Source organism: Streptomyces sp. CNQ329, assembly GCF_000482585.1.
The window spans coordinates 49,272-76,112 of record NZ_AXVU01000034.1 but is presented as its reverse complement, the minus strand read 5'-3'; the positions used below and the strand labels follow the sequence as shown (position 1 = coordinate 76,112).

Sequence of the window (26,841 nt, the reverse complement as noted above, 5' to 3'; positions counted from 1 at the left end):
GACCCGACTCGCGCACGCGACAGTCCAGTCACCGGCGCCGGTGACCCGGGCTCACTGTCAGAGCAGGCGCATACCCTTGGGCGGGCGTGAGGGGACGTGCGCTTCCGGGCGACACTGGCGCCCCCCGATGCCGGCGTCCCCCAGCACTGGCGCCCTCCCGACGCCGCCCCCCGACGCCGCCCCCCGACGCCGCCCCCCGGGACGCCGCCGCCCCCGACGCCGCCCCCGCCCCCGGGCCCCCGACGCCGGGCCGCACCACCGCCCGACCCCGTGCGTACCTCCCGGACCCGCCTTGCGCACGCGACGGGTCAGTCGCCGGCACCGGTAGTCAGCCCTCCGTCGCCGTGACGAAGTCGATCAGCTCCTCCACCCGCCCCAGCAGTGCCGGTTCCAGGTCGCGGTACGTGCGTACCGCGTCCAGGATCCGCCGCCAGGCGGCTCCGGTGTCCGGGGGCCAGCCCAGTTCGCGGCAGACGCCCGTCTTCCAGTCCTCGCCCCGCGGGATCCTCGGCCACGCCGCGATGCCCACCGACGAGGGCTTGACCGCCTCCCAGACGTCCACGTACGGGTGACCCACCACCAGCGCGTGGGGGCTCGTCACCGACTCCGCGATGCGCCACTCCTTCGTGCCCGGCACCAGGTGGTCGACCAGCACCCCCAGGCGTGCGTCCGGGCCGGGGGCGAAGGCGGAGACCACCGCGGGGAGGTCGTCCACACCCTCCAGGTACTCCACCACCACGCCCTCGACCCGCAGGTCGTGGCCCCAGACCCGCTCGACCAGTTCCGCGTCGTGGCGGCCCTCGACGTAGATGCGGCCGGCGCGGGCCACGCGCGCGGTGTGGTCGCGGACGGCGATCGAGCCGGAGGCCGACAAGAGCGGGCCTGGAGGCCGGGTGGAGCCGCCGGGCCGCACCAGCGTGACGACCTTGCCGTCGATCATGAAGCCGCGCGGCGTGAGCGGGAACACCCGGTGCTTGCCGAAGCGGTCCTCCAGCGTCACCGTCGGGCCCTCCGCGGTCTTCTCCGTGCGGATGACGGCGCCGCAGAAGCCCGTGCCCACCTCCTCCACCACGAGGTCCGGCTCCGCCGGTACCTCGGGGGCGGGCTGCTGCGGCTTCTTCCACGGGGGCGTGAGGTCGGTGTCGTAGCGGCGCACGGGGCGAGACTACGACAAGCCCCGCACCAGGTCGTCCCGTTGGGCGCGTACGAAGTCCGCCCCCACCGCCGCCCCGTGCCCGGGGACGTACACCGCCTCGGGTCCGCCCAGCTCCAGCAGCCGGTCCAGCGCCTCCGGCCAGCGCGCCGGGTCCGCGTCCGGGCCCGCCTGCGGGGGGCCTGACTCCTCGACCAGGTCGCCGCAGAACACGATCGCCGGCCGCCCCGGGACCGGGACGTACACCGCCATGTCGTGCGCCGAGTGCGCCGCGCCCAGCTCGACGAGCAGCACCTCCCGGCCGCCCCCGAGGTCCAGCGGGTGCGTGCCGGACACCTCGTGCCGCGGTGCGACCAGGACGTCGACGGCCTCCGCCGCCGCGTGGCGGTCCAGCCCGTGGCGTACGGCGTCCGCGCGCAGCTCCTCCGCGGCCCTGCCGCCCGGTCCGCGCAGCAGGGCCGCCGTCCCGGCCGGGCCGTAGACCTCGGCTCCCGCGAAGGCCGCGGTGCCGAGCACGTGGTCGAAGTGCGGATGCGTGAGCGCGATGTGCGTCACCCGGCGGCCGAAGCGCTCCCGGACCTCCCGGCGCAGCTCCGCGCCCTCCCGCAGCGAGGCGCCGGTGTCCACGAGCAGGACGCCTTCCGCTCCGGCCACCGCGCCCGCGGTCGCGTCCCAGCGGGGCAGCCGGCGCCGTACGACGTCCGGGGCCAGCTCTTCCCAACCGCCACTCATTCCCCGACGCTATAACGTGACCGGCCACCTTGCCCGAGCTGCCGTACCCGGCCGTACACTGGCCCGGAACCCTGGCACTCCCCGCCTTCGAGTGCCAGCGATGGAACGACCGGACGGACCCCGAGTGTGGAGGTGGGCAGCATGCTCAGCGAGCGCAGGCTCGAAGTGCTGCGCGCCATCGTCCAGGACTACGTGGGCACGGAGGAGCCGGTCGGTTCCAAGGCGCTCACCGAGCGGCATCACCTGGGTGTTTCCCCGGCGACGGTGCGTAATGACATGGCCGCTCTGGAGGACGAGGGGTTCATCGCCCAGCCGCACACCAGCGCCGGCCGTATCCCCACCGACAAGGGCTACCGGCTGTTCGTCGACAAGCTCGCCGACGTCAAGCCGCTGAGTGCGGCCGAGCGGCGGGCGATCCAGAACTTCCTGTCCGGCGCCGTCGACCTCGATGACGTCGTCGGGCGTACGGTGCGGCTGCTGGCGCAGTTGACGCGGCAGGTGGCGGTGGTGCAGTACCCGTCGCTGACCCGCTCGACCGTGCGCCATGTGGAGCTGCTCCAGCTCGCGCCTGCGCGCGTCATGCTCGTGCTCATCACCGACACCGGCAGGGTCGAGCAGCGCATGGTGGACTGCCCGGCGCCGTTCGGCGAGGAATCCCTCGCCGACCTGCGCGCCCGGCTCAACAGCCGCGTCGTCGGCCGCCGCTTCCGCGACGTGCCGCCGCTGGTGGCGGATCTCGCCGAATCCTTCCCCGCGGACGACCGCGGCACGGTGCAGACCGTGCTGTCGGTGCTGCTGGAGACGCTGGTGGAGGAGACCGAGGAGCGGCTGATCATCGGCGGCACCGCCAACCTCACCCGCTTCGACCACGACTTCCCGCTCACTATCCGGCCGGTGCTGGAGGCGCTGGAGGAGCAGGTGGTGCTCCTGCGGCTGCTCGGGGAGGCGAAGGAACCGGGCATGACGGTGCGTATCGGTCACGAGAACGACCATGAGGGGCTTACCTCCACCTCGGTCGTCTCCGTCGGATACGGTTCAGGCGGCGACACCGGCGAAGCCGTCGCCAAGCTCGGCGTGGTCGGACCTACCCGCATGGACTACCCCGGAACGATGGGAGCGGTACGCGCAGTGGCACGGTACGTCGGACAGATCCTGGCGGAGTCATAAGTGGCCACGGACTACTACGCGGTTCTCGGCGTCGGACGTGACGCCTCTCAGGACGAGATCAAGAAGGCGTTCCGCAGACTCGCGCGCGAGCTGCACCCGGACGTGAACCCGGATCCGAAGACCCAGGAGCGGTTCAAGGAGATCAACGCCGCCTACGAGGTGCTGTCGGATCCGCAGAAGAAGCAGATCTACGACCTCGGCGGCGACCCGCTGTCGCAGAACGGCGCCGCGGCCGGCGGCTTCGGCGCCGGCGGCTTCGGCAACCTCTCCGACATCATGGACGCCTTCTTCGGCCAGGCCGGCCAGCGTGGGCCGCGCTCGCGCACCCGCCGCGGCCAGGACGCCATGATCCGGCTCGAAATCGAGCTGGAGGAGGCGGCGTTCGGCGCCACCAAGGAGATCCAGGTCGACACCGCGGTGGTCTGCGGCACCTGCAACGGCGAGGGCGCGGCGCCCGGGACGTCGGCGCAGACGTGCGACATGTGCCGCGGCCGCGGCGAGGTCTCGCAGGTCACCCGCTCCTTCCTGGGGCAGGTCATGACCTCCCGGCCCTGCCCCCAGTGCCAGGGCTTCGGCACGGTGGTGCCCACGCCGTGCCCGGAGTGCGCGGGCGACGGACGGGTGCGCTCGCGGCGTACGCTCACGGTCAAGATCCCCGCGGGCGTCGATACCGGCACCCGCATCCAGCACGCCGGGGAGGGCGAGGTCGGCCCGGGCGGCGGCCCCGCGGGCGATCTGTACGTGGAGATCCGCGAGCTGCCGCACCCGATCTTCCAGCGCCGCGGGGACGATCTGCACTGCACGGTGACGCTTCCGATGACCGCGGCCTCGCTGGGCACGAAGGTCAATCTGGAGACGCTCGACGGCCTGGAGGAGGTCGACATCCGTCCCGGTACGCAGTCGGGGCAGTCGATCCCGCTGCACCAGCGCGGGGTGACGCATCTGCGCGGCGGCGGCCGGGGCGACCTGGTGGTGCACGTCGAGGTCGAGACGCCGCAGAAGCTGGATCCGGAGCAGGAGCGGCTCCTGCGCCAGCTCGCCCAGTTGCGCGGCGAGGAGCGCCCGCAGGGCCAGTTCAAACCGGGCCAGCAGGGGCTGTTCTCGCGGCTGAAGGACGCCTGGAGCGGTCGCTAGCCGGGGTGCGGTGAGGACGTCGCCGGGCCGCCGCCGTGCGGCCCGTGCGACGGGTGTTGTGGGTGGGACGCACGCCGTCCCCAGGTGCGTGAAGACGTGCGGATTCCATGATCCGGCGCGGGCCGCCGGTGTCCGATCTGCGTGACAGGATGAGCCCATGCCCACCGAGCTGAACGATCTGTTCACCTTCCCGATCGTGCAGGCGCCCATGGCAGGTGGCGCATCCTGCCCGCAGCTCGCCGCCGGTGTCCTCGAGGGCGGCGGTCTGGCGTTCCTCGCCGCCGGGTACAAGACGCCGGAGGCGATGTACGAGGAGATCCGCCAGTTGCGGGCCGTCACCGACCGGCCTTTCGGCGTCAATCTGTTCCTGCCCCAGCCCTCAGCGCCGCCCGACCCCGCCCAGATCGAGGCGTACGCGGAGCAACTGGCCGGCGAGGTCGAGTGGTACGACACGGCGCTGGGCGACGCGGAGGCCGGTACGGACGACGCCTTCGACGCCAAGGTGGCGATACTGCTGGACGAGCCGGTGGCGCTGGTGTCGTTCACCTTCGGCTGCCCCGGGCCGGCCGTCCTCGACGCCTTCGCCCGCGCCGGGACGTACACCGTCGTCACCGTCACCAACGTCGTCGAGGCACGCCGGGCGCAGGCCGCGGGCGCCGGCGCCGTGTGCGTGCAGGGCGTCGAGGCCGGTGGCCACCAGGGCGGCTTCCGCAACGATCCGCGCGACGACGACGTGGGCCGCGGGCTGCTCACGCTGCTCGCCGAGGTGCTGGAGGCGGTCGACGTGCCGGTGATCGCCGCCGGCGGGCTGATGCGCGGCGGGCAGATCGCCGCGGTGCTGTCGGCCGGCGCCGCCGCCGCGCAGCTCGGCACCGCGTTCCTGGTCTGCCCCGAGTCCGGCGCCAACGCGCTGCACAAACGCGCTGTCACCGGCGGTGTGTTCACGCGTACGGAGCTGACCCGCGCCTTCTCCGGCCGGCCCGCACGCGGGCTGGTCAACCGGTTCGTACGCGAACACGGCCCGTACGCCCCCGCCGCCTACCCCCAGCTCCACCATCTGACCTCCCCGCTGCGGGCCGCCGCCGCCCGCGTCGGTGACCCGCAGGGCATGGCGCTCTGGGCCGGCCAGGGCTTCCGGCTGGCGCGTGAACTGCCCGCCGCCGAGCTGGTGGAGGTGCTGGCCCGGGAGCTGGCCGACGCGCTCAGCGGGACGACGAAGCCCGCCGGCGACGCCCCGGGCGGCCTGCTGTGACCGCCCCGGTGTTCGTCGCCGAGCCCGCGGTGCTGGATGCCGCCCGCCCCGGCGCGGTGCTGGCGCTGACCGGTCCCGAGGGGCGGCACGCGGTGTCGGTACGACGGCTGCTGGCCGGCGAGGACGTCGTGCTCACCGACGGCGCGGGGCGCGGCGCGTACGGCACCGTGGCCGGTGCGGAGGGCCGCGACCGGCTCCTCGTGACCTGCACCGGCGTGCGTGAGGAGCCGGCGCCGAGCCCGCGGCTGACCGTCGTGCAGGCGCTGCCGAAGGGCGACCGCGGCGAGCTGGCCGTCGAGACGATGACCGAGACCGGCGTGGACGCGATCGTGCCGTGGACGGCGGCCCGCTGCGTGACCCGGTGGCGCGCGGAGCGCGGGCAGAAGTCCCTGGCCAAGTGGCGCGCCACCGCCCGCGAGGCGGGTAAGCAGGCCCGCCGGCTGCGCTTCCCCGAGATCGCCGGGCCGCACGGGACGAAGGAGCTGCTGCCGCTGCTCGCGGGCGCGGCGTTCACCGCCGTGCTGCACGAGGAGGGCGCGGCGCCGCTGGCCGGCGCGAAGCTGCCGGAGTCCGGGGAGATCGTGCTCGTGGTCGGCCCCGAGGGCGGGATCACGCCGGAGGAGCTGGCGGCGTTCGCGGACGCCGGTGCCGGGGCATACCGACTGGGGCCGACCGTGCTGCGCACCTCCACCGCGGGCACCGCGGCGGGTGCGGTGGTGCTCGCGGCGACGGGACGGTGGTCCTGAACGGCCCCTGGATGACCCGGAACGACCCTGAACGGTCCCGGACGGTCCCGAGGCGGCCGAGAGCGAGCGGAGTAAGAGGTTCCGTACGCCCGGATCCCGAGGGGTCCGCGCGCCGGCCTCACGGGTTTTCCCGGGGTGTTCAGTGTCACGTCCCGAATCGTTCCGCGCCGGGGCAGGGCGGGTACAGGACGAATGTCACACCGCACCGCAAAGCGGTGGTGAGCGACGCTTCCGCATGATGGGATGATCGACGTGACTCAGCCTGCCTACCTGCGATTCCCGCACCTGCACGGCGACTTGATCACCTTCACGGCGGAGGACGACGTGTGGGCCGCGCCCCTCGACGGCGGTCGCGCCTGGCGGGTGAGCGCCGACAACATGCCGGTGGACCATCCGCGCCTGTCGCCCGACGGCACCCGCGTCGCCTGGACCTCCACCCGCGACGGCGCCCCCGAGGTCCTCACCGCGCCCGTCGACGGCGGCTCCCCGGTCCGCCTGACGTACTGGGGCAGCGGCAAGACCTCCGTGCGCGGCTGGACCCCCGAGGGCGACGTGCTGGCGCTGACCGCCCACGGCCAGTACTCGCTGCGCCGCACCTGGGCGCGCGCGGTCCCGCCCGACGGCGGGCCCGCGCACACGCTGCCCTTCGGCCCCGTCGGCAACGTCGCGTACGGGCCGGAGGGCCGCGTCGCGCTGCTGACCGTGGGCATGGGCCGGGAGGCGGCGTACTGGAAGCGCTACCGCGGCGGTACGGCCGGCCGGCTGTGGCTGCGCACCGCGGCCGACGCGGAGTTCACCCGGCCCGCCGAGCTGGACGCCGTCCTCGGCAACGCCGAGTACCCGCTGTGGGCCGGCGGGCGGCTGGCGTTCCTCTCCGACCACGAGGGCACCGGCGCGCTGTACTCCGCCGACACCGACGCGCCCGACGCGTACGCGGCGCTGCGCCGCCACACGCCCCTGGGCGGCTTCTACGCCCGACACGCCGCCACCGACGGCACCCGCGTCGTCTACGCGAGCGCCGGCGAACTGTGGCTCCTGGACGACCTCGACGAGGGCACCGAGCCCCGCCGCCTCGACATCCGCCTCGGCGGTCAGCGCACCGACCTGCGCCCCCGCCCGCTGCGCCCCCGCCGCAACCTCGGCGCCGCGCGCCCCGACCACACCGGCCGCGGCAGCGCCGTCGAGATCCGCGGCACCCTGCACTGGGTGACCCACCGCGAGGGTCCCGCCCGCGCCCTGGCCGCGGAGCCGGGCGTACGGGCCCGGATGCCCCGGGTGTTCCGCGCCGAGGGCGCCGAGCACGTGGTGTTCGTGACCGACGCCGAGGGCGAGGACGCGCTGGAGTTCACCCCCGCCGCCGGCCGCGACGCCGGCGCCACGCCCCGCCGGGTCGCCGCCGGGCGGCTCGGCCGCGTCACCGGGCTGGCCGTCGCGCCGGACGGCAGCCGCGTCGCCGTCGCCTCGCACGACGGCCGCGTGCTGCTCGTCGAACGCGCCTCCGGCGACGTACGCGAGGTCGACGCCAGCGAGTACGGCGACGTCGGCGGGCTGGTGTTCTCACCCGACTCGGCCTGGCTGGCCTGGTCCCACCCGGGCCCCGGCGAGCTGCGGCAGTTGCGGCTGGCGACCACCGACGGGCTGGCCGTCGCCGAGGCCACCCCGCTGCGTTTCCGCGACTACTCCCCGGCGTTCACCGCCGACGGCAAGCACCTGGCGTTCCTCTCCGAGCGGGCCTTCGACCCCGTCTACGACAGCCACGTCTTCGACCTGTCGTTCCCGTACGCCTGCCGCCCCCACCTGATCACGCTGGCCGCCGAGACCCCCTCGCCGTTCGGTCCGCAGCGCCACGGCCGGGCCCCCGAGCGCGGCGGGTCGGACGACGGCGACGACGCGGGCCCCGGCGACACCCCGCCGGTCACCCGCATCGACCTCGACGGTCTCGCCGACCGCATCCTGCCCTTCCCCGTCGAGGCCGCCCGCTACTCGACGCTGCGCGCCGCCGAGGGCGGTCTGCTGTGGCTCGTCCACCCGTTGCGCGGTGTCCTCGGCACCGACGCCGCGGGCCCCGACGACGACGGGCCCGCGACCCGGCTGGAGCGCTACGACCTCGGCAAGCAGCGCGTCGAGGAACTCGCCGACGACGTCGAGGGCTTCGCGGTCACCGGCGACGGCACCCGGATTCTGCTGCGCACCGACGGCAAGCTCAGGGTCGTTCCCGCCGACCGGAAGGCCAGCCACGTCGACGACGGCGACGGCGACAACGTCACCGTCGACCTCACGCGCGTACGGCAGTTGCTCGACCCGGCCGCGGAGTGGCGGCAGATGTACGACGAGGCCGGCCGGCTGATGCGCGACAGCTTCTGGCGCGCCGACCTCGGCGGCGTCGACTGGGACGGCGTGCTGGAGTGCTACCGCCCGCTGCTGGCGCGCGTCGCCACCCACGACGACCTCGTCGACCTGCTGTGGGAGGTGCAGGGCGAGCTGGGCACGTCCCACGCGTACGTCGTCCCGCCGGGCGGCGGCGCCTCCGCGGGCGCCCCGGAGCGGCGGCAGGGGCTCCTCGGCGCCGACATCACGCGCGGTGACGACGGACGGTGGCGCGTCGAGCGGATCCTGCCGTCCGAGACCTCCGACCCGCACGCCCGCTCCCCGCTGGCGGCGCCCGGCGCCGCGGTCCGCCCCGGCGACGCGATCGTGGCCGTCGACGGCCGGCCCGTGGACCCGCTGGCCGGGCCCGCGCCGCTGCTGGTCGGCTCGGCGGGCAAGCCGGTGGAGCTGAGCGTGCAGCCCGCCGACGGCGGCGACGTGCGCTACGCGGTGATCGTCCCCACCGCCGACGAGGAGCCGCTGCGCTACCACGCGTGGGTCGCCGGCCGGCGCGCGTACGTGCACGAGGCGTCCGGCGGCCGTCTCGGCTATCTCCACGTACCCGACATGCAGGGCCCCGGCTGGGCGCAGCTCCACCGCGACCTGCGCGTCGAAGTCGCCCGCGAGGGCCTGGTGGTCGACGTCCGTGACAACCGCGGCGGGCATACCTCGCAGCTCGTCGTCGAGAAGCTGGCGCGGCGCGTCGTCGGCTGGGACGCGGGCCGCGGACTCAAGCCCGTCAGCTACCCGATGGACGCCCCGCGCGGGCCCGTGGTCGCCGTGATCGACGAGTTCTCCGGCTCCGACGGCGACATCGTCAGCGCCGCGATCCGGGCGCTGGGCATCGGGACGCTCGTCGGCCGGCGCACCTGGGGCGGGGTCGTCGGCATCGACGGCCGGTACCGGCTGGTCGACGGCACGCTGGTGACGCAGCCGAAGTACGCCATCTGGCTGGAGGGCCCGGGGTGGGGCGTGGAGAACCACGGCGTGGAGCCGGACGTCGACGTGCTGCTCACCCCGGAGGACTGGGAGCAGGGGCGCGACCCGCAGGTGGAGACGGCGGTGCGGCTGGCGCTTGAGGAGCTGGAACGCAGCCCGGCGGCGGTGCCGCCGGAGGTGCCGGGTGCGGTTCCGCCGGATCCGGCCGGGCACGGGCCGGCGGGCTCCGCGGACGCGCCGGAGTCGGCGGGGGAGTAGCGGCGGGGAGCAGCGGCGCGCCGAGCGCCGGGGCACCGGGTACGGGCCGCGGGGTACCATGCGGCCCGTACCGCCCGACTCGTGCGAAGGAGGCCGGGAACATGGCCGGGGAGCCGCAGGCCGACTGCCTGTTCTGCAAGATCACCGCGGGGGAGGTGCCCGCGACCCTCGTCCGCGAGACCGCGACGACGATCGCCTTCCGCGACATCAACCCGCAGGCGCCCACCCACGTCCTCGTCATCCCCAAGGCCCACTACCCGGACGCCGGCACCCTCGCCGCCGCCGACCCGCAGCTCATCGCCGACGTGCTGCGCGAGACCGCCGAGGTCGCCGCCGAGGACAAGACCGACGCCACCGGCTACCGCGTCGTGTTCAACACCGGCTCGGGCGCCGGCCAGACCGTCTTCCACGTGCACGCCCACGTGCTCGGCGGACGCGGCCTGAACTGGCCGCCCGGGTAGCGCGGGCCGCCCGGACTTGTCCGCCCGCGAACTCGTCGTCCTCGGCACCGCCAGCCAGGTCCCCACCCGCCAGCGCAACCACAACGGCTACGTGCTGCGCTGGGACGGCGACGTCATCCTCTTCGACCCCGGCGAGGGCACGCAGCGCCAGATGCTGCGCGCCGGCGTCGCCGCGTACGGGCTGAGCCGCGTCTGCGTCACGCACTTCCACGGCGACCACTGCCTGGGCCTGCCCGGCATCATCCAGCGCATCAACCTCGACCGCGTCCCCCACCCGGTGACCGTGCACTTCCCGGCGAGCGGGCGGGACTTCTACGAGCGGCTGCGGTACGCGAGCGCATACCGGGAGACCGCGAAGATCGAGGCGGGCCCGGTCGAGGCAGACGGCGTGATCGCCACCACGCCCGCCTACACCCTTGAGGCCCGCCGGCTGCACCATCCCGTCGACGCGTACGGCTACCGCCTCGTCGAGCCGGACGGCCGCCGGATGCTCCCCGACCGCCTCACGCGCGCGGGCATCACGGGACCGGACATCTCGCGCCTGCAGCGCGAGGGTTCGCTGCGGGGCGTGCGGCTGGAGGAGGTCTCGGAGGTGCGCCGCGGCCAGCGGGTCGCGTTCATCATGGACACGGGGCTGTGCGAGGGGGTGTACGCGCTCGCGGAGGAGGCGGACCTGCTGGTCATCGAGTCGACGTTCCTGGGCGCGGAGACCGCGCTGGCCGTCGAGTACGGGCATCTGACGGCGGCCCAGGCGGCGGGGGTGGCGATCGCGGCGGGCGTACGGCACCTGGTGCTGACGCACTTCTCGCAGCGCTATCCGGACCCGGGGGACTTCGCGCGGGAGGCCCGGGAGGCGGGATACACCGGGCCGCTGACGGTGGCGACCGACCTGGGCAGGGTGCCGGTGCCGGCGCGGCGCTGAGGGCCGGGGACGCGGCGCCGCGGGCCGTTGTCAGTGGGCTGGGGCAGACTGGGGTCAGTCGGACAGATGTTCCGTTCCCGGTGTGGAGGGAGACGCCCGCATGACCCCTGGACCGTCTGCTTCGCCCGTGGCGGCCGTCGACCCCCTGAAGCACCTGCGCGGCCCCGCGGAGCCGGCCGTCGACGTCTATCTGACGGGGACGGTCTTCCTGGACATCGTCTTCACCGGCCTGGACAGCGCCCCCGTCCGCGGCACGGAGTCCTGGGCCCGCGGCATGGGCTCCAGCCCCGGCGGCGTGGCGAACATGGCGACGGCGCTCGCCCGCCTCGGCCTGCGCACGTCGCTGTCGGCGGCCTTCGGGGACGACGTCTACGGCGACCACTGCCAGGAGGCCCTGGAGGGCGAGGGCATCGACGTCTCCCTGTCCCGCACGTGCCGCGGCTGGCACTCGCCGGTCACGGTCTCCATGGCGTACGACGGCGAGCGCACCATGGTCTCGCACGGCCACGAGGCGCCGCCCCCCGACGAGCCCCCGCGCTGCCCGCCGCCCAGCCGCGCCTGTGTCGCGTCCCTCGACCCCGGCCGCCGGCAGCCGTGGATCGAGCAGGCCGCGCTGCACGGCAGCCGCGTCTTCGCCGACGTCGGGTGGGACGACACCGGCCGCTGGGACCTGGCGGAGATACCGGAGCTGGCGCACTGCGAGGCGTTCCTGCCGAATGCCGCGGAGGCCATGCGCTACACCGGGACCGACTCGCCGCGCGCGGCGGCCCACGCGCTCGCGGAGCACGTGCCGGTGGTGGTGGTCACCATGGGCGCGGAGGGCGCGTACGCGGTCGACGGCCGCACGGGCGAGAGCGCCGAGGTGCCGGCGATATCGGTGGCGGCCCTGGACACCACCGGCGCCGGGGACGTCTTCGTCGCCGGCTTCGTCGCCACGTCGCTCGCCGGCTACCCGCTGGCCGACCGGCTGGCGCTCGCGGGGCTGACGGCGGCGCTGTCGGTGCAGGAGTTCGGCGGTTCCCAGTCGGCCCCGGGCTGGACCGAGGTGGCGGCGTGGTGGGAGCGGATACGCACGGTCGAGGAGCAGGACCCGCAGGCCCTCGCCCGGTACGCGTTCCTGGACGGCATCACGCCGTGCGCCCCCCGCCACTGGCCGCTGCGCCGCGCGGTGCCGACGATCGGCTTCCGCCCGGAGAAGGAGCCGGATTCCGGGCCGGGGAGGAAGCCGGAGCAGGAGCCGGAGAAGGAGCCGGGGCCGGAGGGGTGGTAGGGGGTCCTTCAGACCCGGGTCGTGCCGCGTACCTCGCCGTCCGGGCCGGCCAGCAGGATCGGGGTGTCCGCGCCGCCGAGGTCGCGTACGGCCGCGAGGTCCGCGTCCGCCGGGGCCTCGGCCTCGGTGACGACCGCGGCGGCCTCCAGCGAGGTCGCGCCGCTGGCGACGGCCATCGCCACGGCCGTCTGCAGTGCCGTCAGCCGCAGGGACTCCAGCGCCACGGTCCCGGCGACGTAGGTGCGGCCGGTCTCGTCCCGTACGGCCGCGCCCTCCGGCACGGCGTTGCGCGCCCGGGTGCTGCGGGCCAGGGTGACGATCTTGCGGTCCTCGGGGTCCAGCGTGCTGCTCTCGCTCATACCGGCGAGCATACGAACCGTGCACGGTAAACACACCAGGGCTGCGTTCTCCCGCCGTCTCCCGCCGTCTCCCGCCGTCCGCCGCCGGCCTCCGGTGACGTACCTCATCAGGCCGCGGGGAGCCGGCCCGTCGCCCGCCGCTTCGGCGCGGAACGCGGTGGGTGTGGTCCCTGCGAACGCACGGAAGTCGCACACCGGATGGGCCTGGTCGGCGCAGCCGCAGTCGGCCGCCGGCTCATCCCGGCCGGCCGCCGGGGCCCGTTCCGGCCGGCCGAGCAGCCGCTGAAACGGACCAGCCGGGCGGCGGTCCTCAGCCCGCGATGCGGCGCAGGCCCTCCCGGCGGCCCTCCGGGGACGCCAGCCACCGCAGCTTCTCCGCCGTGTCCGTGCCCTCCGCCGCGTTGTGCAGGACGATCGTCAGGTCCGGCCGGGCCGGCAACTGCAGATGCGTGCTCACCAGGAACAGGGTGCCCACCAGCGGGTGCTCGACCTCCTTCGCCGTCTGCCCGGCGGCGGCCACGTCCCCGCTGCTCCACAGCTCGCGGAACTCCTCGCTCTGCTCCGCCAGTTCGTCGACGACCAGCCGGAAGCCCTCGTCGTCCAGCCGCTCCGCCATCGCCGCCCGGTACTCCGCGACCACGATCGGTGCCGTCTGCGCCCAGCGCGTCGAACGGGACCGGTACACCGGGTCGGTGAAGAAGTTGACGAGGCAGTTCTCGGAGATCTCCGGCCGCATCCCGAAGATCATGGCCGCCGCGTCGTTGTGCGCGATGGTGTTCCAGTACGCGTCCATGATGTGCCCCGGCAGCGGCATCCAGCCGTCGATGATCCGCTTCAGCCCGTCGCACAGGTGGTCCGGGTCGTACTCCGTGGTCCGCGCCGGCGGGTTCAGCCCGGCCAGCACGTACAGGTGCCGCCGCTCGACGTCGCTCAGCCGCAGCACCCGCGCCACCGCGTCCAGCACCTGCGGCGAGACCGTGATGTCCCTGCCCTGCTCCAGCCACTGGTACCAGGAGGCGCCCACGCCCGCGAGCACCGCGACCTCCTCGCGGCGCAGCCCGGGGGTGCGGCGCCGCGCGCCGCCGTCCGGCAGCCCCGCCTCGGCCGGGGTCACCCGGGCCCGGCGGGTCATCAGGAACTCGCGCAGCTCCCGGTGCCTGCGGGACCTCGTGCCGCCGGCGGACGGCGTGACGGTCGCTGCCATGGATCCCCCTTGCCCGTAGCTGGTGGTACGGCCACCAGGATAAGTTCCCGCTCCCCAGCGAACCGCGGTCCGCCGGAGTCTGTTCCCATGTCATCCGAGACCACGACCCCGGCCGCCGACGAGAAGGCGGCCACCCCCACCCCAACCGGCAACGCGCCCGCCGCCGAGGCCGCCTCCGCCCGCTTCACCGGCCGGGCCCGGCTGGTGCTCCTCGTCCTCTGCGCATCCCAGTTCATGGTCGCGCTCGACTTCTCGATCCTCAACGTCGCCCTTCCCGAACTCGGCGCCGACCTCGGCCTCGGCCAGGCGAGCCTGCAGTGGGCCGTCACCGCCTTCGCCCTGCCCTCCGGCGGCTTCCTGCTCCTCTTCGGCCGCATCGGCGACCTCTACGGCCGACGCCGGCTCTTCCTCAGCGGCCTCGTCGTCTTCGCCGTCGCGTCCGGACTCGCCACGTTCGCCTGGGACGCCGCATCGTTCCTCGCCGGCCGCGCCCTCCAGGGCCTCGGCGCCGCCGCCGTCGTCCCCACCGGCATGGCCCTGCTGACCACCGGCTTCCCCGAGGGCCCGCAGCGCTCCCGGGCGCTGAGCATCATGGGCAGCATCATGGCGCTCGGCTTCACCGCCGGGATGCTCCTCGGCGGCGTCCTCACCGAGGTCTTCGGCTGGCGCTCCACGATGGCGCTGCTCGCCGTCGCCGCCGTCGCCGTGCTGGCCGTGGCCCCCGGCGTGCTCGCCGAGAGCCGCCCCGACCGCCGCCCCCGGCTCGACATCCCCGGCGCCGTCGCCGTCACCGGCGGCCTGCTCGCGGTGATCTACGCCCTGTCCACCGCCGCCGAGCACGGCTTCGGCCGGCCCGACGTCCCCGTCGCCCTCGTCGCCGGCGCCGCCCTGCTCACGGCCTTCGTGGCCGTCGAGGCCAGGGCCGGGGAGCCGCTGGTGTCGCTGCCGCTGCTGCGCCGCCCGACCGTGGGGTGGGGCGCGCTGGGCGGGCTGGCCACGTTCTCGATGATGAGTTCCGTCGTCTTCCTCTGCACCCTCTACCTGCAGGAGATCCGCGGCATCAGCGCCCTGGACACCGGCCTGGTCTTCGGCGTCATGGGCCTGGCCGGCGCCGCCGGCGGCAGCGTCGCGCCGCGGCTGGTGGCCCGCTGGGGCGCCCACCGCACGCTGCAGGCGGGGCTGCTGATCCAAGGGCTGACCACCGCGCCGCTGGTGCTCATCGGCGACTCGCCGGCGGGCGTGTGGCTGGTCATCGTCTTCGGTGCGGTCCCCGCGTTCTTCCACCTCTGGGCGATCGTCGCCTACGGGCTGACCGTGACCTCCGGGGTGCCGAACGAGCAGCAGGGCCTCGCCACCGGCATCGTCACCAGCGCCCAGCAGCTCGCCATGACGCTGGGCATCCCGCTGCTCAGTGCGCTGGCGGCGACCAGGAGCGGGCTGCTGGACGGCCTGCGGCTGGGTCTCGCCGCCGACGCGGCGGTGCTGGTCGCGGTGGCGGTGCTGACCGCGGTGGGCCTGCGCCGCGGCGCGCGCACCGCCGGCTGACGGCGGCGGTGAGGAACCGGGCCCGGCGCGTACGGCGCCGGGCCCCGCGCGTACGGAGGGGGAGGCCCGTGCCCGTACGGCCGGTGACCGCCGGGGCCGCGCCGCTACGCCGCTTCGTCCGGCTCCTCCGGCTCCTCCCGTACCGGCTCCACCAGCACCGTCACGATCTTGTTCCGCCGCCCCGCCGGCGACTCCGCCGTCAGCCGCAGCGCCCGCAGCCCCGGGTCCGAGCCATCGTGCGTGACGTCGACCTCCGCCGTCGCCCCCGCGATCGGCACCCGGCCCAGCTGCTTCGCCAGCAGCCCGCCGACCGTCTCCACGTCCTCGTCGTCCAGCTCCAAGTCGTACAGCTCGCCCAGGTCACCGATGTCCAGCCGGGCCGTGACCCGGTAGCGGCCCTCACCCAGCTCCGCCACCGGCGGCAGCTCCCGGTCGTACTCGTCGGTGATCTCGCCGACGATCTCCTCCAGGATGTCCTCGATCGTCACGATCCCCGCCGTCGAGCCGTACTCGTCGATGACGACCGCCACGTGGATCCGCTGCTGCTGCATCTCCCGCAGCATGTCCGCGGCCTTCTTCGTGTCCGGCACGAACGCCGCCGGCCGCATCGCCGTCGACACCAGCTCCGATTCGGCCTCCCGGCTGATGTGCACCTTCCGCGCGAGATCCTTCAGATACACCACGCCGACGACGTCGTCCTCGCTCTCGCCGGTCACCGGGATCCGCGAGAAACCGGAGCGCAGCGCGAGCGTCAGCGCCTGCCGGAGGGTCTTGTACCGCTCGATGGTCACCACGTCCGTCCGCGGCACCATCACCTCGCGCACCAGCGTGTCGCCGAGCTCGAAGACCGAGTGGACCATACGCCGCTCTTCGTCCTCGATCAGCGACTCCTTCTCCGCCAGGTCCACCATCGCCCGCAGCTCCGCCTCCGAGGCGAACGGGCCCTGGCGGAAGCCCTTGCCCGGCGTGAGCGCGTTGCCCAGCAGGATCAGCAGCCGCGGCACCGGGCCCATCACGCGCGCGAGCGGCAGCAGCACGTACGCGGCGGCCGTCGCGGTCACCACCGGATGCTGGCGCCCGATGGTGCGCGGCGAGACGCCGATCGCGACGTACGAGACGAGGACCATCACGGCGATCGCGACCGTCAGCGCCTCCCAGGTACGGTCGAAATAGCGCAGGACGCCGAAGGTGACGAGCGCGCCCGCCGCCGTCTCGCAGCCCACCCGCACCAGCAGCGCCACGTTCAGGTAGCGCACCGGGTCGGACGTCACCGCCAGAAGCTTCGCCGAACCGCGCCGCCCGGCCCGTACCGACTCCTCGGCGGCGATCCGCGTCGTGCGCGCCAGCGCCGTCTCGGCGCAGGACGCCAGCCAGCCGACCCCCACGAGCAGGACCGCCGCGGCGATGAGCTGGGCGGTCATCGCTCGGTGGGCGCCGGCGACGGGCCGGTCACGCCGCGCTCGGCGCGCCAGCCGTCGACGATCGCCTTCTGCAGGCCGAACATCTCGGCCTTCTCCGCGGGGTCCTCGTGCTCGTAGCCGAGGAGGTGCAGCACCCCGTGGACCGTGAGCAACTGCAGCTCCTCGTCCATGGAGTGCCCGGTCGGCGCCGCGGCGCCCTGCCGGCGGGCGACGTCGGGGCAGAGGACGATGTCACCGAGGAGCCCCTGCACGGGCTCCTCGTCGTCCTTGGCGGGCGGGCGCAGCTCGTCCATCGGGAAGGACATCACGTCGGTCGGGCCCGGCTCGTCCATCCACTGCACGTGCAACTGCTCCATCGCCGCGGGGTCGACGAGGATCACCGACAGCTCGGACAGCGGATGGATGCGCATCCGCGCCAGCGCGTACCGGGCGACGTCGAGCACGGCCTCCTCGTCGGTCTCGACCCCGGATTCGTTGTTGACCTCGACGGACACGGGTCTAGGCCCTGCCGTTCCTGTCGTCGCCGTTCCTGACGTCGTACTTGTCGTACGCCTCGACGATCCGGCTCACCAGCTTGTGCCGGACGACGTCCTTGCTGGTGAGGGTGGAGAAGTGCACGTCCTGCACCCCGTTGAGGATGCCCTGCACCTGACGCAGGCCGCTCTTGGTCCCGCCGGGCAGGTCGACCTGGGTGACGTCACCGGTGACGACGATCTTGGAGTTGAACCCGAGCCGGGTGAGGAACATCTTCATCTGCTCGGCGTTCGTGTTCTGCGCCTCGTCGAGGATGATGAACGCGTCGTTGAGCGTGTTGTGCGTCAGCAGGTAGTCCTGCGTGACGTACAGCGAATCCTCCGCCGCCACCTGGATGCACACGGTCTCCTCGCGGCCCGCCGGCTCGATGCTGTCGACGAACCGCATCGGACGGCCACCGCCGCCGGCGGCGTGGTACTTCTCGCGCTTGCGCGCGAGCCGGAAGGGCTCGATGCCTTCGGGGAGGCGGATGTCGACGATGTGCGCGTCGGTGGAGGCGACGCCTCCCAGGGACTGCACGAGGGAGACGACGGCGTCCCGGAGCAGGGTCGAGACGGTCGTGTACTGAATGCGGCATGTCCGGTCGGACTGTGCGACCGGGCCACCATCGCTGTCGAGCAGGCCCTGCAGCAGAGCCAGCCGGACCTCCGGGGTGTTGTACAGGTAGTCGTCCGGTACGGACTTCGAGACGGACCGGGAGCCGAGCAGACCGAGCGTGCGCAGGTCCGCGGTGACGGGATTCTCCAGCGTGATGACGTCGCCGGGAGTCGCTTCGCGGGTGAGGACGTGGTCCGCCGGCCCCTTCCGCCGTACCCTGACGCCGGGCAGGGCCAGCTCCAGGGCCGAGACCAGCTCGGGTTCCGTGGTGGCGAACGTCGGCGTGGTGCTGCCCGTGATGCAGCCGTCGCCGAGCAGCAGACCCAGCGCATACGGGTCGATCGGCACCTCGCGGGCCGGGAACTGCGCCGGTCCGGTCAGCAGCGGGAGTTCGTACCGGCGGGCGTGCGCGCCGCGCAGGTTGCCGATCATCTCCCGGGTCTCCAGGACCCGCCACGGCTGGTTGCGACCCTTGTCTGCGGCCGTCCGGACCGTCCACAGGTGCTCGCCGCAGCACAGCGTCCACGCGCCGTCCTGTGCGGAAACACGGTAGATGTCCTTCTCACCCTGCGGGTAGACCCCGAGCACCGGAGTCGGCTCGCCATCGGAGCCGATCACCAGGTCGCCGACCTGGAGGTCGCCGATGGGACGCCAGCCCTCGGGCGTCAGCACGGGCGTGAAGACAGCGTGCGCGCGGCCACGCATGTACGCCAGCGGGGCCACCTCGATCGTGCCGGCGGCCATCAGCCGCGGGATCGAGTCGGGGTCCAGCATGTCGTGCAGCGCGTCGTAGAGCGGGCGCAGGTACGGGTCGATCTTCTCGTACAGCGTGCCGGGCAGGAAGCCGAGCCGTTCGCCGGCCTCGACCGCGGGCCGGGTCAGGATGATGCGGTTGACCTGCTTGGACTGCAGGGCCTGGACCGCCTTGGCCATGGCGAGGTAGGTCTTGCCGGTGCCGGCGGGGCCGATGCCGAAGACGATGGTGTGCTTGTCGATGGCGTCGACGTAGCGCTTCTGGTTCAGCGTCTTCGGGCGGATGGTCTTGCCGCGGTTGGACAGGATGTTCTGCGTCAGGACCTCGGAGGGGGCGTGGTGGCCGCCGGCCTCGTCGTCGCGGTCGGACTTGAGCATGGCGATCGTCCGCTCCACGGCGTCCTCCGTCATGGGGGCGCCGGTGCGCAGCACGAGCAGTATCTCGTCGAAGAGCCGCTGGACGAGGGCCACTTCCTCGGGGGCGCCGACGGCGCTGACCTCGTTGCCCCGCACGTGGATGTCGGTGCCGGGGAACGCCTTCTCGATGACCCGCAGGAGGGCGTCTCCGGAGCCCAGCACGGTCACCATGGGGTGCTTGGCCGGGATGGTGATGTGCGCGCGGGCCTGTCCCTCGTCGGGGGTGCGGCTTACGGGTGTCTGTGTCATGGGCCGGCCCTGGGGCCTGAATCTCATCCCACTTCTTCGCTCGCGGAACTGTGAGGGCCCGCCGGACGGACCACGCCCGGGGTCCCGGCGCCTGCTCCATACGCAGGCCCTGACGCCATCGTAACGGGGCGGGGTGCGGCTGTGGCCAGTGAGTTTCGAGGACGGTACGCCAGACGTGGAGGAGACGGCGCGGCGCCTGCTCACGGGCTACCGCGGTACCGGGGTAGCCCCGAGTGGCGGTGCCGTCACGCCGGCGGCGGGCCCCCGGCGTCCGTGCCGCCCTCCGCCTCCTCGAACGCCGCCGCGAACTGCGCGACCTCCCGGCGCCCGTCGTCCGTCCGCCACACCAGCGCCAGCTCGCACGGCGCCAGCCCCCGTACCGGTACGGACACCACGTCCGGCCGCGGGTACAGCTTGGCGTTGCCCTCCGCCAGCAGCACCACGCCCAGCCCCGCGCCCACCGCCTCGAAGACCTCCTCCGGCGACGACGCCTCCAGCGCCACCACCGGCTCCCGTCCGCCCCGCTCCGCCGTGGCCAGCCAGAAGTCGCGCAGCGGCCCCGCCGACCGCGGCAGCGCCACGAACGGCTCGCCGAGCAGCTCCTCGAACGCCACCTCCGCCCGGCCCGCGAACCGGTGCCGCCGCGGCAGTGCCACCCAGCGCTCCTCCCGGACGAGGACCTTCGCCGTCAGCTCCGCGCCCACCCCCGGCACCGGCAGCCAGCAGAACGCCGCGTCGGCGCCCCCGCCGGCCAGCCCCGCCGTGGGGTCCTCCCACGTGACCAGCCGCAGCGAGATCCGCCAGCCCTTCCGGCGGAACCGGCCCAGCACCTCCCGTTGCAGGTCACGCCCGACCGCCGTCTGCATGCCCACCGCCAGCGACTCCACCGGCCCGGCCCTGCGCGCGGCCCGTACCGCCTCCGCCCAGCCCGCCGCCAGCTCCCGGGCCGCCGGCAGCAGCGCCGCGCCCTGCGGGGTGAGGGCGATCGCCCGGGGCCGCCGCTCGAAGAGGGGGAAGCCGAGCTGCCGCTCCAGCGCCCGGATCTGCTTGGACAGCGCGGGCTGGGAGACGTACAGCCGCTCGGCCGCGCGGGTGAAGCTCAGCTCTTCCGCGACCGCCGTGAAATAGCGCAGATCGCGTACGTGGACGTCCATAGCCACTGGTTATAGCCGTAGGTCTTGGACGCCGCCACGCAATTCCGCGGAGGCTGCGGGCATGACCACAGCTTCGGACACCGCCCCCTTTCGCACCCTGGGCGCCCTCGCATCCCCGGCCATCGGCTACGGCGCGATGGTCCTCTCACCCGGCGTGTACGGCGAGACCGACGACGACCGCGGGGTCGCGGCGGTGCGCGCCGCGCTCGACGCGGGCGCCACCCACATCGACACCTCCGACGCCTACGGCCCCGACGGCCACAACGAGCGCCTGGTCGGCCGGGCCCTCACCGGCCGGCGCGACGAGGTGGTGGTGGCCACGAAGTTCGGGCTGCGCCTGCCCGAGGGCGCCCAGGGGCGTACGCATCCCGTCAGCTACGCCTTCGGCCACCTCACCGTCAACGCCGAGCCGCGGTACGTGCGCGGCTACGCCGAGAGCTCGCTGCGCAATCTGCAGACCGACCGCATCGACCTGTACTACATGCACTACCCCGACCCCGCGGTGCCGGTCGAGGACACAACCGGTGCGATGGCGGAGCTGGTCGCCGAGGGCAAGGTCCGTCACCTGGGCCTGTCCAACGTCACCGGGGAGCAGTTGCGCCGGGCGCATGCCGTCCACCCGGTCGCGGCGGTGCAGACGCAGTGGTCGATGTGGACGCCCGTCGACCCCGGCCTGTATGCCGCGGCGCGCGAGCTGGGTGTCGGTCTCGTCGCGTGGGGGCCGCTGGGCGCGGGCTTCCTCACCGGCTCCGTGACGGACGTCGCGGAAAGCGACTTCCGCCGCAACATCGGCGCCTTCGACGCCGCCAACCTCAGGACCAACCACGACCGCTTCGCGCCGCTGCGCGCGGTCGCCGCCGACGTGGGGCTCACGCCCGGTCAGCTCGCGCTGGCGTGGCTGCTGCACCAGGACGACCACGTGGTGCCCATCCCGGGAAGCAGGACCCCGGCGCACATCGAGGAGAACGTGGCGGCGGCCGGCGTCGAACTGCACCCGGACACCCTGGCGCGGATCGACAAGATCCTCACCGGTCTCACCCCCGAGGGCGGGGCGCGGCTGCTGGGCGGGTAGCGCCGCGGGCGCCCGGCACCGGGGCGGGGGCGCCGTCCGCGGGGACCCGCGGCGTGCGCCCGGGAGCGCGGGTGCCGGAGCGGCGGTCGGCGTCCGCCGGCGGTCGGGGAGAATGCTCCCCATGACCACCCCTGACACCGGGCACCGCTCCGGCTTCGCCTGCTTCGTCGGCCGGCCCAACGCCGGCAAGTCGACCCTGACCAACGCGCTGGTCGGCCAGAAGGTGGCCATCACCTCCAGCCGGCCGCAGACGACCCGGCACACCGTGCGCGGCATCGTCCACCGCCCCGACGCGCAGCTCGTGCTCGTCGACACCCCCGGCTATCACAAGCCGCGCACGCTGCTGGGCCAGCGGCTCAACGACGCGGTGCGCGCCGCCTGGGCCGAGGTCGACGTGATCGGCTTCTGCGTACCGGCGAACGAGAAGATCGGCCCGGGGGACCGGTACATCGCCGCGGAGCTGGCCGCCCTGCGGCGTACCCCGAAGGTCGCCGTCGTGACCAAGACGGACCTGGCCGACTCCGACACGATCGCCGCGCAGCTCATGGCCGCGGACCGGATGGCGAAGGACCTGGGCTTCGAGTGGGCGGAGGTGGTGCCGGTCTCGGCCGTCGAGGGCAAGCAGGTCGGCCTGCTCGCCGATCTGCTGGTGCCGCTGCTGCCGGAGGGCCCGGAGCTGTACCCGGACGGGGAGCTGACCGACGAGCCGGAGCAGGTGATGGTCGCCGAGCTGATCCGGGAGGCGGCTCTGGAGGGCGTACGGGACGAGCTGCCGCACTCGATCGCGGTGGTGGTCGACGAGATGGAACCGCGCGAGGACCGCCCGGAGGACCGGCCGCTGCTGGACATCCACGCCAACCTGTTCATCGAGCGCGACAGCCAGAAGGGCATCGTCATCGGGCCCAAGGGCAAGCGGCTGAAAGAGATCGGCACCCAGGCCCGCGGGCACATCGAGGCGCTGCTGGGCACGCCGGTGTACCTGGACATCCATGTGAAGGTCGCCAAGGACTGGCAGCGGGACCCGAAGAAACTGCGCCGGCTGGGCTTCTAGCCGGGGGCGCACGGGGGCACGCGGGTCCCGCGCGCCCCCTCAGGACGGCGTGCGCGCCGACGTCAGCAGCCGGTCGATGTCCGAGGCGGGCAGCAGCAGCGCGTCGCCGACGACGACCAGGGTCTCCCACTCCGGGGGCGTGTACGCCCCGTCCGCGAGGGCGATGCGCGCCCCGCTCAGCAGGATCGACTCCCGCCCCTCGGGCACCAGGTGCGGCGCGAGCGGCGCGAGCGTCTCGCGCAGCTCCGCCTCGAAGTTCCGCTGCTCGGGCGGCTGGTCGGGGCAGAGGTCGGGCATCCGCCCGGAGTCGGCCTCGATGGCGGCCAGCAGCGTGAGCAGTTGCTCCTCGGTGCAGTCGTCGTAGCCCGCGGTGCGCACCGCGGTGACGGCGGCGCAGCGGACGGCGGACGAGGAGGTGCCGCCGGCGTGCAGGACGGCGAGCGCGACGGCGTGGGTGGCGTCGCGCAGCAGCAGCGCGAAGCGCGTGGAGGTGGGCTCCGCCAGGGACGTGAGGCCGAAGTGCCCGCCGCAGTCGGCGCATGCGACGACGGGTCCCGCGGCGCCGCGCGGCAGCACCGGCACGCCCAGCACCGTGAACCGCCGTCTGCCGGTGCGCCGGCTGTAGTTGCGGTCGCCGCCGCAGCCGGGGCAGAAGAACTCACCGTCGGACTCGGTGTGCCAGGACGTCCGCACGCCGGCGAACCGGCGGAGGAATCGCGTCACGTCGACCTCCCTCACGCTTCGGCAACGCTGCCGCGCTGACGTGATGCTAACCACACCGGCCGACATCGTCAGCCCTCGTGCACGTCAAGACGGTGCGAACGAGCCGCGCCCCGCGCCCCGTCCGCGGCCGGACGGGGCGCGGTGCGGCGGGCGCTCCCCGGGTGCGGCGGGCGTCAGCGGGCGGCGCGGTTGACCGCGGACACGACGGCCTTCAGGGACGCGCGGGTGGTGTTGGCGTCGATGCCGATGCCCCACAGCACCTTGCCGTCGACGGCGACCTCGATGTACGAGGCGGCCTGCGCGCTGGCGCCCTCGCTCATCGTGTGCTCCTGGTAGTCCAGGAGCCGGGCGTCGATGCCGATGCCCTGCAGGGCGTGGAAGAACGCGGAGATGGGGCCGTTGCCGGTGCCGACGAGGGTCGTCCGGTCGCCGTCGACGTCCGCCTGGACGGTGAGGGTGTCGATGCCGTCGCGGTCGGTCGTCGTCTGCCCGCCGCGGAGCTGGATGCGGCCCCAGGCGTTGGCGGGGTTGGGAAGGTACTCGTCGCGGAAGACGTCCCAGATCTGCGCGGGGGTGACCTCACCGCCCTCGGCGTCGGTCTTGTTCTGGATGATCCGGGAGAACTCCACCTGCATGCGCCGCGGCAGGTCGAGGTGGTGGTCGTGCCGGAGCACGTACGCCACGCCGCCCTTGCCGGACTGTGAGTTGACGCGGATGACGGCCTCGTAGGAGCGGCCCACGTCCTTGGGGTCGATGGGCAGGTACGGCACCGCCCACTCCAGCTCCTCGACGGGCTTGCCGGCCTGCTCGGCCCGGGTCTCCATCGCCTCGAAGCCCTTCTTGATGGCGTCCTGGTGGGAGCCGGAGAAGGCGGTGTAGACGAGGTCGCCGACGTAGGGGTGGCGGGGGTGGACGCCCATCTGGTTGCAGTACTCGTAGGTGCGCCGGATCTCGTCGATCTCCGAGAAGTCGATCATCGGGTCGACGCCCTGCGAGAACAGGTTCATGCCCAGCGTGACGAGGTCGACGTTGCCGGTCCGCTCGCCCTGCCCGAACAGACAGCCCTCGATGCGGTCGGCGCCGGCCATCAGCGCCAGCTCGGCGGCGGCGACGGCGGTGCCACGGTCGTTGTGCGGGTGGACGGAGAGGCAGATGTGCTCGCGGCGGGTCAGGTTCCGCGACATCCACTCGAAGCGGTCGGCGTGCGTGGAGGGCGTGGAGCGCTCGACGGTGGCCGGCAGGTTGAGGATGATCTCGCGGCCGTCCTCGGGCTGCCAGACGTCCATGACGCCTTCGCAGACCTCCAGCGCGAAGTCCAGCTCGGTGTCGGTGAAGATCTCCGGGCTGTACTGGTAGCCGAAGACGGTGCGGTCGTCGAGCAGCTTCTCGGCGTACTCCACGACCAGCCGGGTGCCGTCGACCGCGATCTGCTTCACCGCGTCGCGCGAGCCGCGGAAGACGACCTCGCGCCAGACGGGCGCGGTGGCGTTGTACAGGTGGACGGTGGCGCGGTGCGCGCCCTTCAGCGACGCGACGGTGCGTTCGATCAGCTCCTCGCGCGCCTGGGTCAGGACGGAGATCGTCACATCCTCGGGGATGGCGCCGTCTTCGATGATCGAGCGTACGAAGTCGAAGTCGGTCTGCCCGGAGGAGGGGAAGCCGACCTCGATCTCCTTGTAGCCCAGGCGTACCAGGAGGTCGAACATGGCGCGTTTGCGCGCCGGCGACATGGGGTCGATCAGGGCCTGGTTGCCGTCGCGCAGGTCGGTGGAGAGCCAGCGGGGGGCGCGGGTGATGCGGTTGCCGGGCCACGTGCGGTCGGGGATGTCGACGGCGTCGTACGGGCGGTAGCGGTGCACGGGCATGCCGGAGGGCTGCTGGCGTACGGTCGCGGCGGTGACGGGCGTACCGCGGCCGACGGTGTTACCGGGGTGGGACATGGTGGCGTGGGCTCCTTCGCGCGAGCTGGTCGTCGACCGACGGGTGGCAGCACCGGACTCCGCGGGGAGGGGGTCGGTCTACGACAGCAGGCCCTCGCCGCGGCGGCTAAGAAGAAGCAGCCCGTAACGCACGATGCCGACCAATGTAGCCCAGCCGCGGTGCGCCGGCCGATCAGTATCACGATGCGAGATCCCGCGCCGGGCCCGTCCCGGGCCCTCCCACCCGAAATCGCGAACAATCGATGCGGGGAGTGACAAGTCGATTACTTAGTGCCACATTGCGGTCATGGACACCATCCCACGTACCCCCGTGTTCTGCACGATCGTGCCGCCGCACATGCTCGACAAGCTGGCGCGTACCGGCGACCCGGCGCTGTCCACCCGCGCCCGCCGCACCCTGGAGCGCGACGCGCTGCAGCGCACCCGCCGCCGTATCACCACCGTGCGGGGCCTGGTCGCCCCGCCGGCCGCACGCCCGGCGCGGGAGGACGCGAAGCCGGAGCGCACGGTCCACGACGCGGAGAAGACCCAGGACCTGCCGGGCACCGAAGTCCGCAAGGAGGGCGAGGAGGCCGTCGAGGACGCCACCGTCAACCGCGCCTACGACGGGCTCGGCGCCACCTTCGGGCTCTTCCTCAGCGGCTTCGCGCGCGACTCCATCGACGGCGCGGGCCTGCCGCTGGACGCCACCGTCCACTACGGCGAGGACTACGGCAACGCCTTCTGGGACGGCGAGCAGATGGTCTTCGGCGACGGCGACGGCGAGGTGTTCCTCGACTTCACCCTCGCCGTCGACGTCATCGGCCACGAGCTGACGCACGGCGTCACGCAGTACACCGCCAACCTGGAGTACTTCGGCCAGTCCGGGGCGCTCAACGAGTCGGTCTCCGACGTCTTCGGCTCCCTCATCAAGCAGTACGTCCTCGGCCAGACCGCAGCCGACGCCGACTGGCTCATCGGCGCCGAGCTCCTGGCCCCCGGCGTGTCCGGCGAGGCGCTGCGCTCGATGAAGGCGCCCGGCACCGCCTACGACGACGACGTCCTCGGCAAGGACCCGCAGCCGGCGACGATGGCCGACTACGTGCACACCTCCACCGACAACGGCGGCGTCCACATCAACTCCGGCATCCCCAATCACGCCTTCCACCTGCTGGCCACCGACCTCGGCGGCCACGCCTGGGAGCGCGCGGGGCGCATCTGGTACGACGTGCTGACCGGCGGCACCCTGACCGCCACGGCCGACTTCGCCGCGTTCGCCGCGGCGACCGTCGCCGCCGCCGAAGCCCGCTACGGCGACGGTGAGGAGCGCGCCGCGGTGCTCTCGGCGTGGTCGCGGGTCGGCGTGGACGCCGCCGGGGCCACCGTGCCGCGGCAGACCCCGGCCCGGGAGGGTGCCGCGCCGCAGGCGGGGTAGGCGTGGG

General features: G+C 73.8%; 22 protein-coding genes. 12 read left to right on the top strand and 10 right to left on the bottom strand.

Annotation, left to right across the window (positions count from 1 at the left end):
- Nucleotides 1-328: 328 nt before the first annotated feature.
- Nucleotides 329-1,156, bottom strand: coding sequence for a DUF3097 domain-containing protein (locus tag I003_RS0121985; RefSeq protein ID WP_027773483.1), 828 nt, complete (start codon nt 1,154-1,156; stop codon nt 329-331).
- 9 nt (nt 1,157-1,165) lie between these two features.
- Nucleotides 1,166-1,885 (bottom strand): MBL fold metallo-hydrolase, encoded by a 720-nt coding sequence (locus tag I003_RS0121980; protein ID WP_027773482.1) that lies wholly within the window; start codon nt 1,883-1,885, stop codon nt 1,166-1,168.
- A gap of 141 nt (nt 1,886-2,026) precedes the next feature.
- On the opposite strand from I003_RS0121980, the gene hrcA reads away from it, so the two are divergent.
- The 8 genes from hrcA (at nt 2,027) to I003_RS32860 (ending at nt 12,401) form a co-directional block, all read left to right on the top strand.
- The gene (gene hrcA, locus I003_RS0121975; RefSeq protein ID WP_027773481.1) at nt 2,027-3,052 is read left to right on the top strand and encodes a heat-inducible transcriptional repressor HrcA; all 1,026 of its coding nucleotides are present in this window, start codon (nt 2,027-2,029) and stop codon (nt 3,050-3,052) included.
- Nucleotides 3,053-4,186, top strand: a complete 1,134-nt coding sequence (gene dnaJ, locus I003_RS0121970) for a molecular chaperone DnaJ (RefSeq protein ID WP_027773480.1) — start codon at nt 3,053-3,055, stop codon at nt 4,184-4,186.
- Nucleotides 4,187-4,343: 157 nt separating this feature from the next.
- Complete coding sequence (locus I003_RS0121965) at nt 4,344-5,438, top strand: nitronate monooxygenase (protein WP_027773479.1); 1,095 nt, start codon at nt 4,344-4,346, stop codon at nt 5,436-5,438.
- Nucleotides 5,435-6,184, top strand: coding sequence for a 16S rRNA (uracil(1498)-N(3))-methyltransferase (locus I003_RS0121960; protein WP_027773478.1), 750 nt, complete (start codon nt 5,435-5,437; stop codon nt 6,182-6,184). Before I003_RS0121965 ends, I003_RS0121960 begins: the two co-directional genes overlap by 4 nt.
- 252 nt (nt 6,185-6,436) lie before the next feature.
- Entirely contained in the window at nt 6,437-9,748 is a 3,312-nt protein-coding gene (locus tag I003_RS32865; protein ID WP_486584331.1) for a S41 family peptidase, read from the top strand.
- Between the two features lie 101 nt (nt 9,749-9,849).
- Entirely contained in the window at nt 9,850-10,209 is a 360-nt protein-coding gene (locus tag I003_RS0121950) for a histidine triad nucleotide-binding protein (protein ID WP_027773477.1), read from the top strand.
- Nucleotides 10,210-10,225: 16 nt separating this feature from the next.
- Complete coding sequence (locus I003_RS0121945) at nt 10,226-11,131, top strand: ribonuclease Z (protein WP_027773476.1); 906 nt, start codon at nt 10,226-10,228, stop codon at nt 11,129-11,131.
- Between the two features lie 100 nt (nt 11,132-11,231).
- Nucleotides 11,232-12,401, top strand: a complete 1,170-nt coding sequence (locus I003_RS32860) for a carbohydrate kinase family protein (protein ID WP_486584330.1) — start codon at nt 11,232-11,234, stop codon at nt 12,399-12,401.
- Nucleotides 12,402-12,409: 8 nt separating this feature from the next.
- Here the strand turns inward: I003_RS32860 and I003_RS0121935 are convergent, their stop codons facing one another.
- Nucleotides 12,410-12,760, bottom strand: a complete 351-nt coding sequence (locus tag I003_RS0121935; RefSeq protein WP_027773475.1) for a cytidine deaminase — start codon at nt 12,758-12,760, stop codon at nt 12,410-12,412.
- Nucleotides 12,761-13,070: 310 nt separating this feature from the next.
- Complete coding sequence (locus I003_RS0121930; RefSeq protein ID WP_027773474.1) at nt 13,071-13,964, bottom strand: MmyB family transcriptional regulator; 894 nt, start codon at nt 13,962-13,964, stop codon at nt 13,071-13,073.
- A gap of 87 nt (nt 13,965-14,051) precedes the next feature.
- On the opposite strand from I003_RS0121930, the gene I003_RS0121925 reads away from it, so the two are divergent.
- A complete protein-coding gene (locus I003_RS0121925; RefSeq protein WP_027773473.1) occupies nt 14,052-15,509 on the top strand; it encodes an MFS transporter in 1,458 nt (485 codons plus the stop codon).
- 104 nt (nt 15,510-15,613) lie between these two features.
- Here I003_RS0121925 and I003_RS0121920 read toward each other — a convergent pair whose 3' ends face one another.
- From I003_RS0121920 to I003_RS0121905, 4 genes are all read right to left on the bottom strand, one after another.
- The gene (locus tag I003_RS0121920; RefSeq protein ID WP_027773472.1) at nt 15,614-16,930 is read right to left on the bottom strand and encodes a hemolysin family protein; all 1,317 of its coding nucleotides are present in this window, start codon (nt 16,928-16,930) and stop codon (nt 15,614-15,616) included.
- Nucleotides 16,927-17,424 (bottom strand): rRNA maturation RNase YbeY, encoded by a 498-nt coding sequence (ybeY, locus tag I003_RS0121915; protein ID WP_027773471.1) that lies wholly within the window; start codon nt 17,422-17,424, stop codon nt 16,927-16,929. Before ybeY ends, I003_RS0121920 begins: the two co-directional genes overlap by 4 nt.
- A 4-nt stretch (nt 17,425-17,428) precedes the next feature.
- The gene (locus I003_RS0121910; protein ID WP_027773470.1) at nt 17,429-19,480 is read right to left on the bottom strand and encodes a PhoH family protein; all 2,052 of its coding nucleotides are present in this window, start codon (nt 19,478-19,480) and stop codon (nt 17,429-17,431) included.
- A 245-nt stretch (nt 19,481-19,725) separates the two neighbouring features.
- Complete coding sequence (locus I003_RS0121905; RefSeq protein WP_027773469.1) at nt 19,726-20,634, bottom strand: LysR substrate-binding domain-containing protein; 909 nt, start codon at nt 20,632-20,634, stop codon at nt 19,726-19,728.
- A gap of 61 nt (nt 20,635-20,695) precedes the next feature.
- Between I003_RS0121905 and I003_RS0121900 the strand changes: the two genes are divergently transcribed.
- Nucleotides 20,696-21,706 carry an aldo/keto reductase gene (locus I003_RS0121900; RefSeq protein WP_027773468.1) on the top strand — a complete coding sequence of 337 codons (1,011 nt, stop codon included), beginning with the start codon at nt 20,696-20,698 and terminating at the stop codon, nt 21,704-21,706.
- A gap of 121 nt (nt 21,707-21,827) precedes the next feature.
- Nucleotides 21,828-22,757, top strand: coding sequence for a GTPase Era (gene era, locus I003_RS0121895; RefSeq protein WP_027773467.1), 930 nt, complete (start codon nt 21,828-21,830; stop codon nt 22,755-22,757).
- A gap of 39 nt (nt 22,758-22,796) precedes the next feature.
- Here the strand turns inward: era and I003_RS0121890 are convergent, their stop codons facing one another.
- Together I003_RS0121890 and leuA are read right to left on the bottom strand one after the other, a co-directional pair.
- A complete protein-coding gene (locus tag I003_RS0121890) occupies nt 22,797-23,546 on the bottom strand; it encodes a TerB family tellurite resistance protein (protein WP_078564251.1) in 750 nt (249 codons plus the stop codon).
- A 107-nt stretch (nt 23,547-23,653) separates the two neighbouring features.
- Entirely contained in the window at nt 23,654-25,420 is a 1,767-nt protein-coding gene (gene leuA / locus I003_RS0121885) for a 2-isopropylmalate synthase (protein WP_027773465.1), read from the bottom strand.
- Between the two features lie 286 nt (nt 25,421-25,706).
- Between leuA and I003_RS0121880 the strand changes: the two genes are divergently transcribed.
- Nucleotides 25,707-26,834 (top strand): M4 family metallopeptidase, encoded by a 1,128-nt coding sequence (locus tag I003_RS0121880; protein WP_027773464.1) that lies wholly within the window; start codon nt 25,707-25,709, stop codon nt 26,832-26,834.
- Nucleotides 26,835-26,841 lie beyond the last annotated feature (7 nt).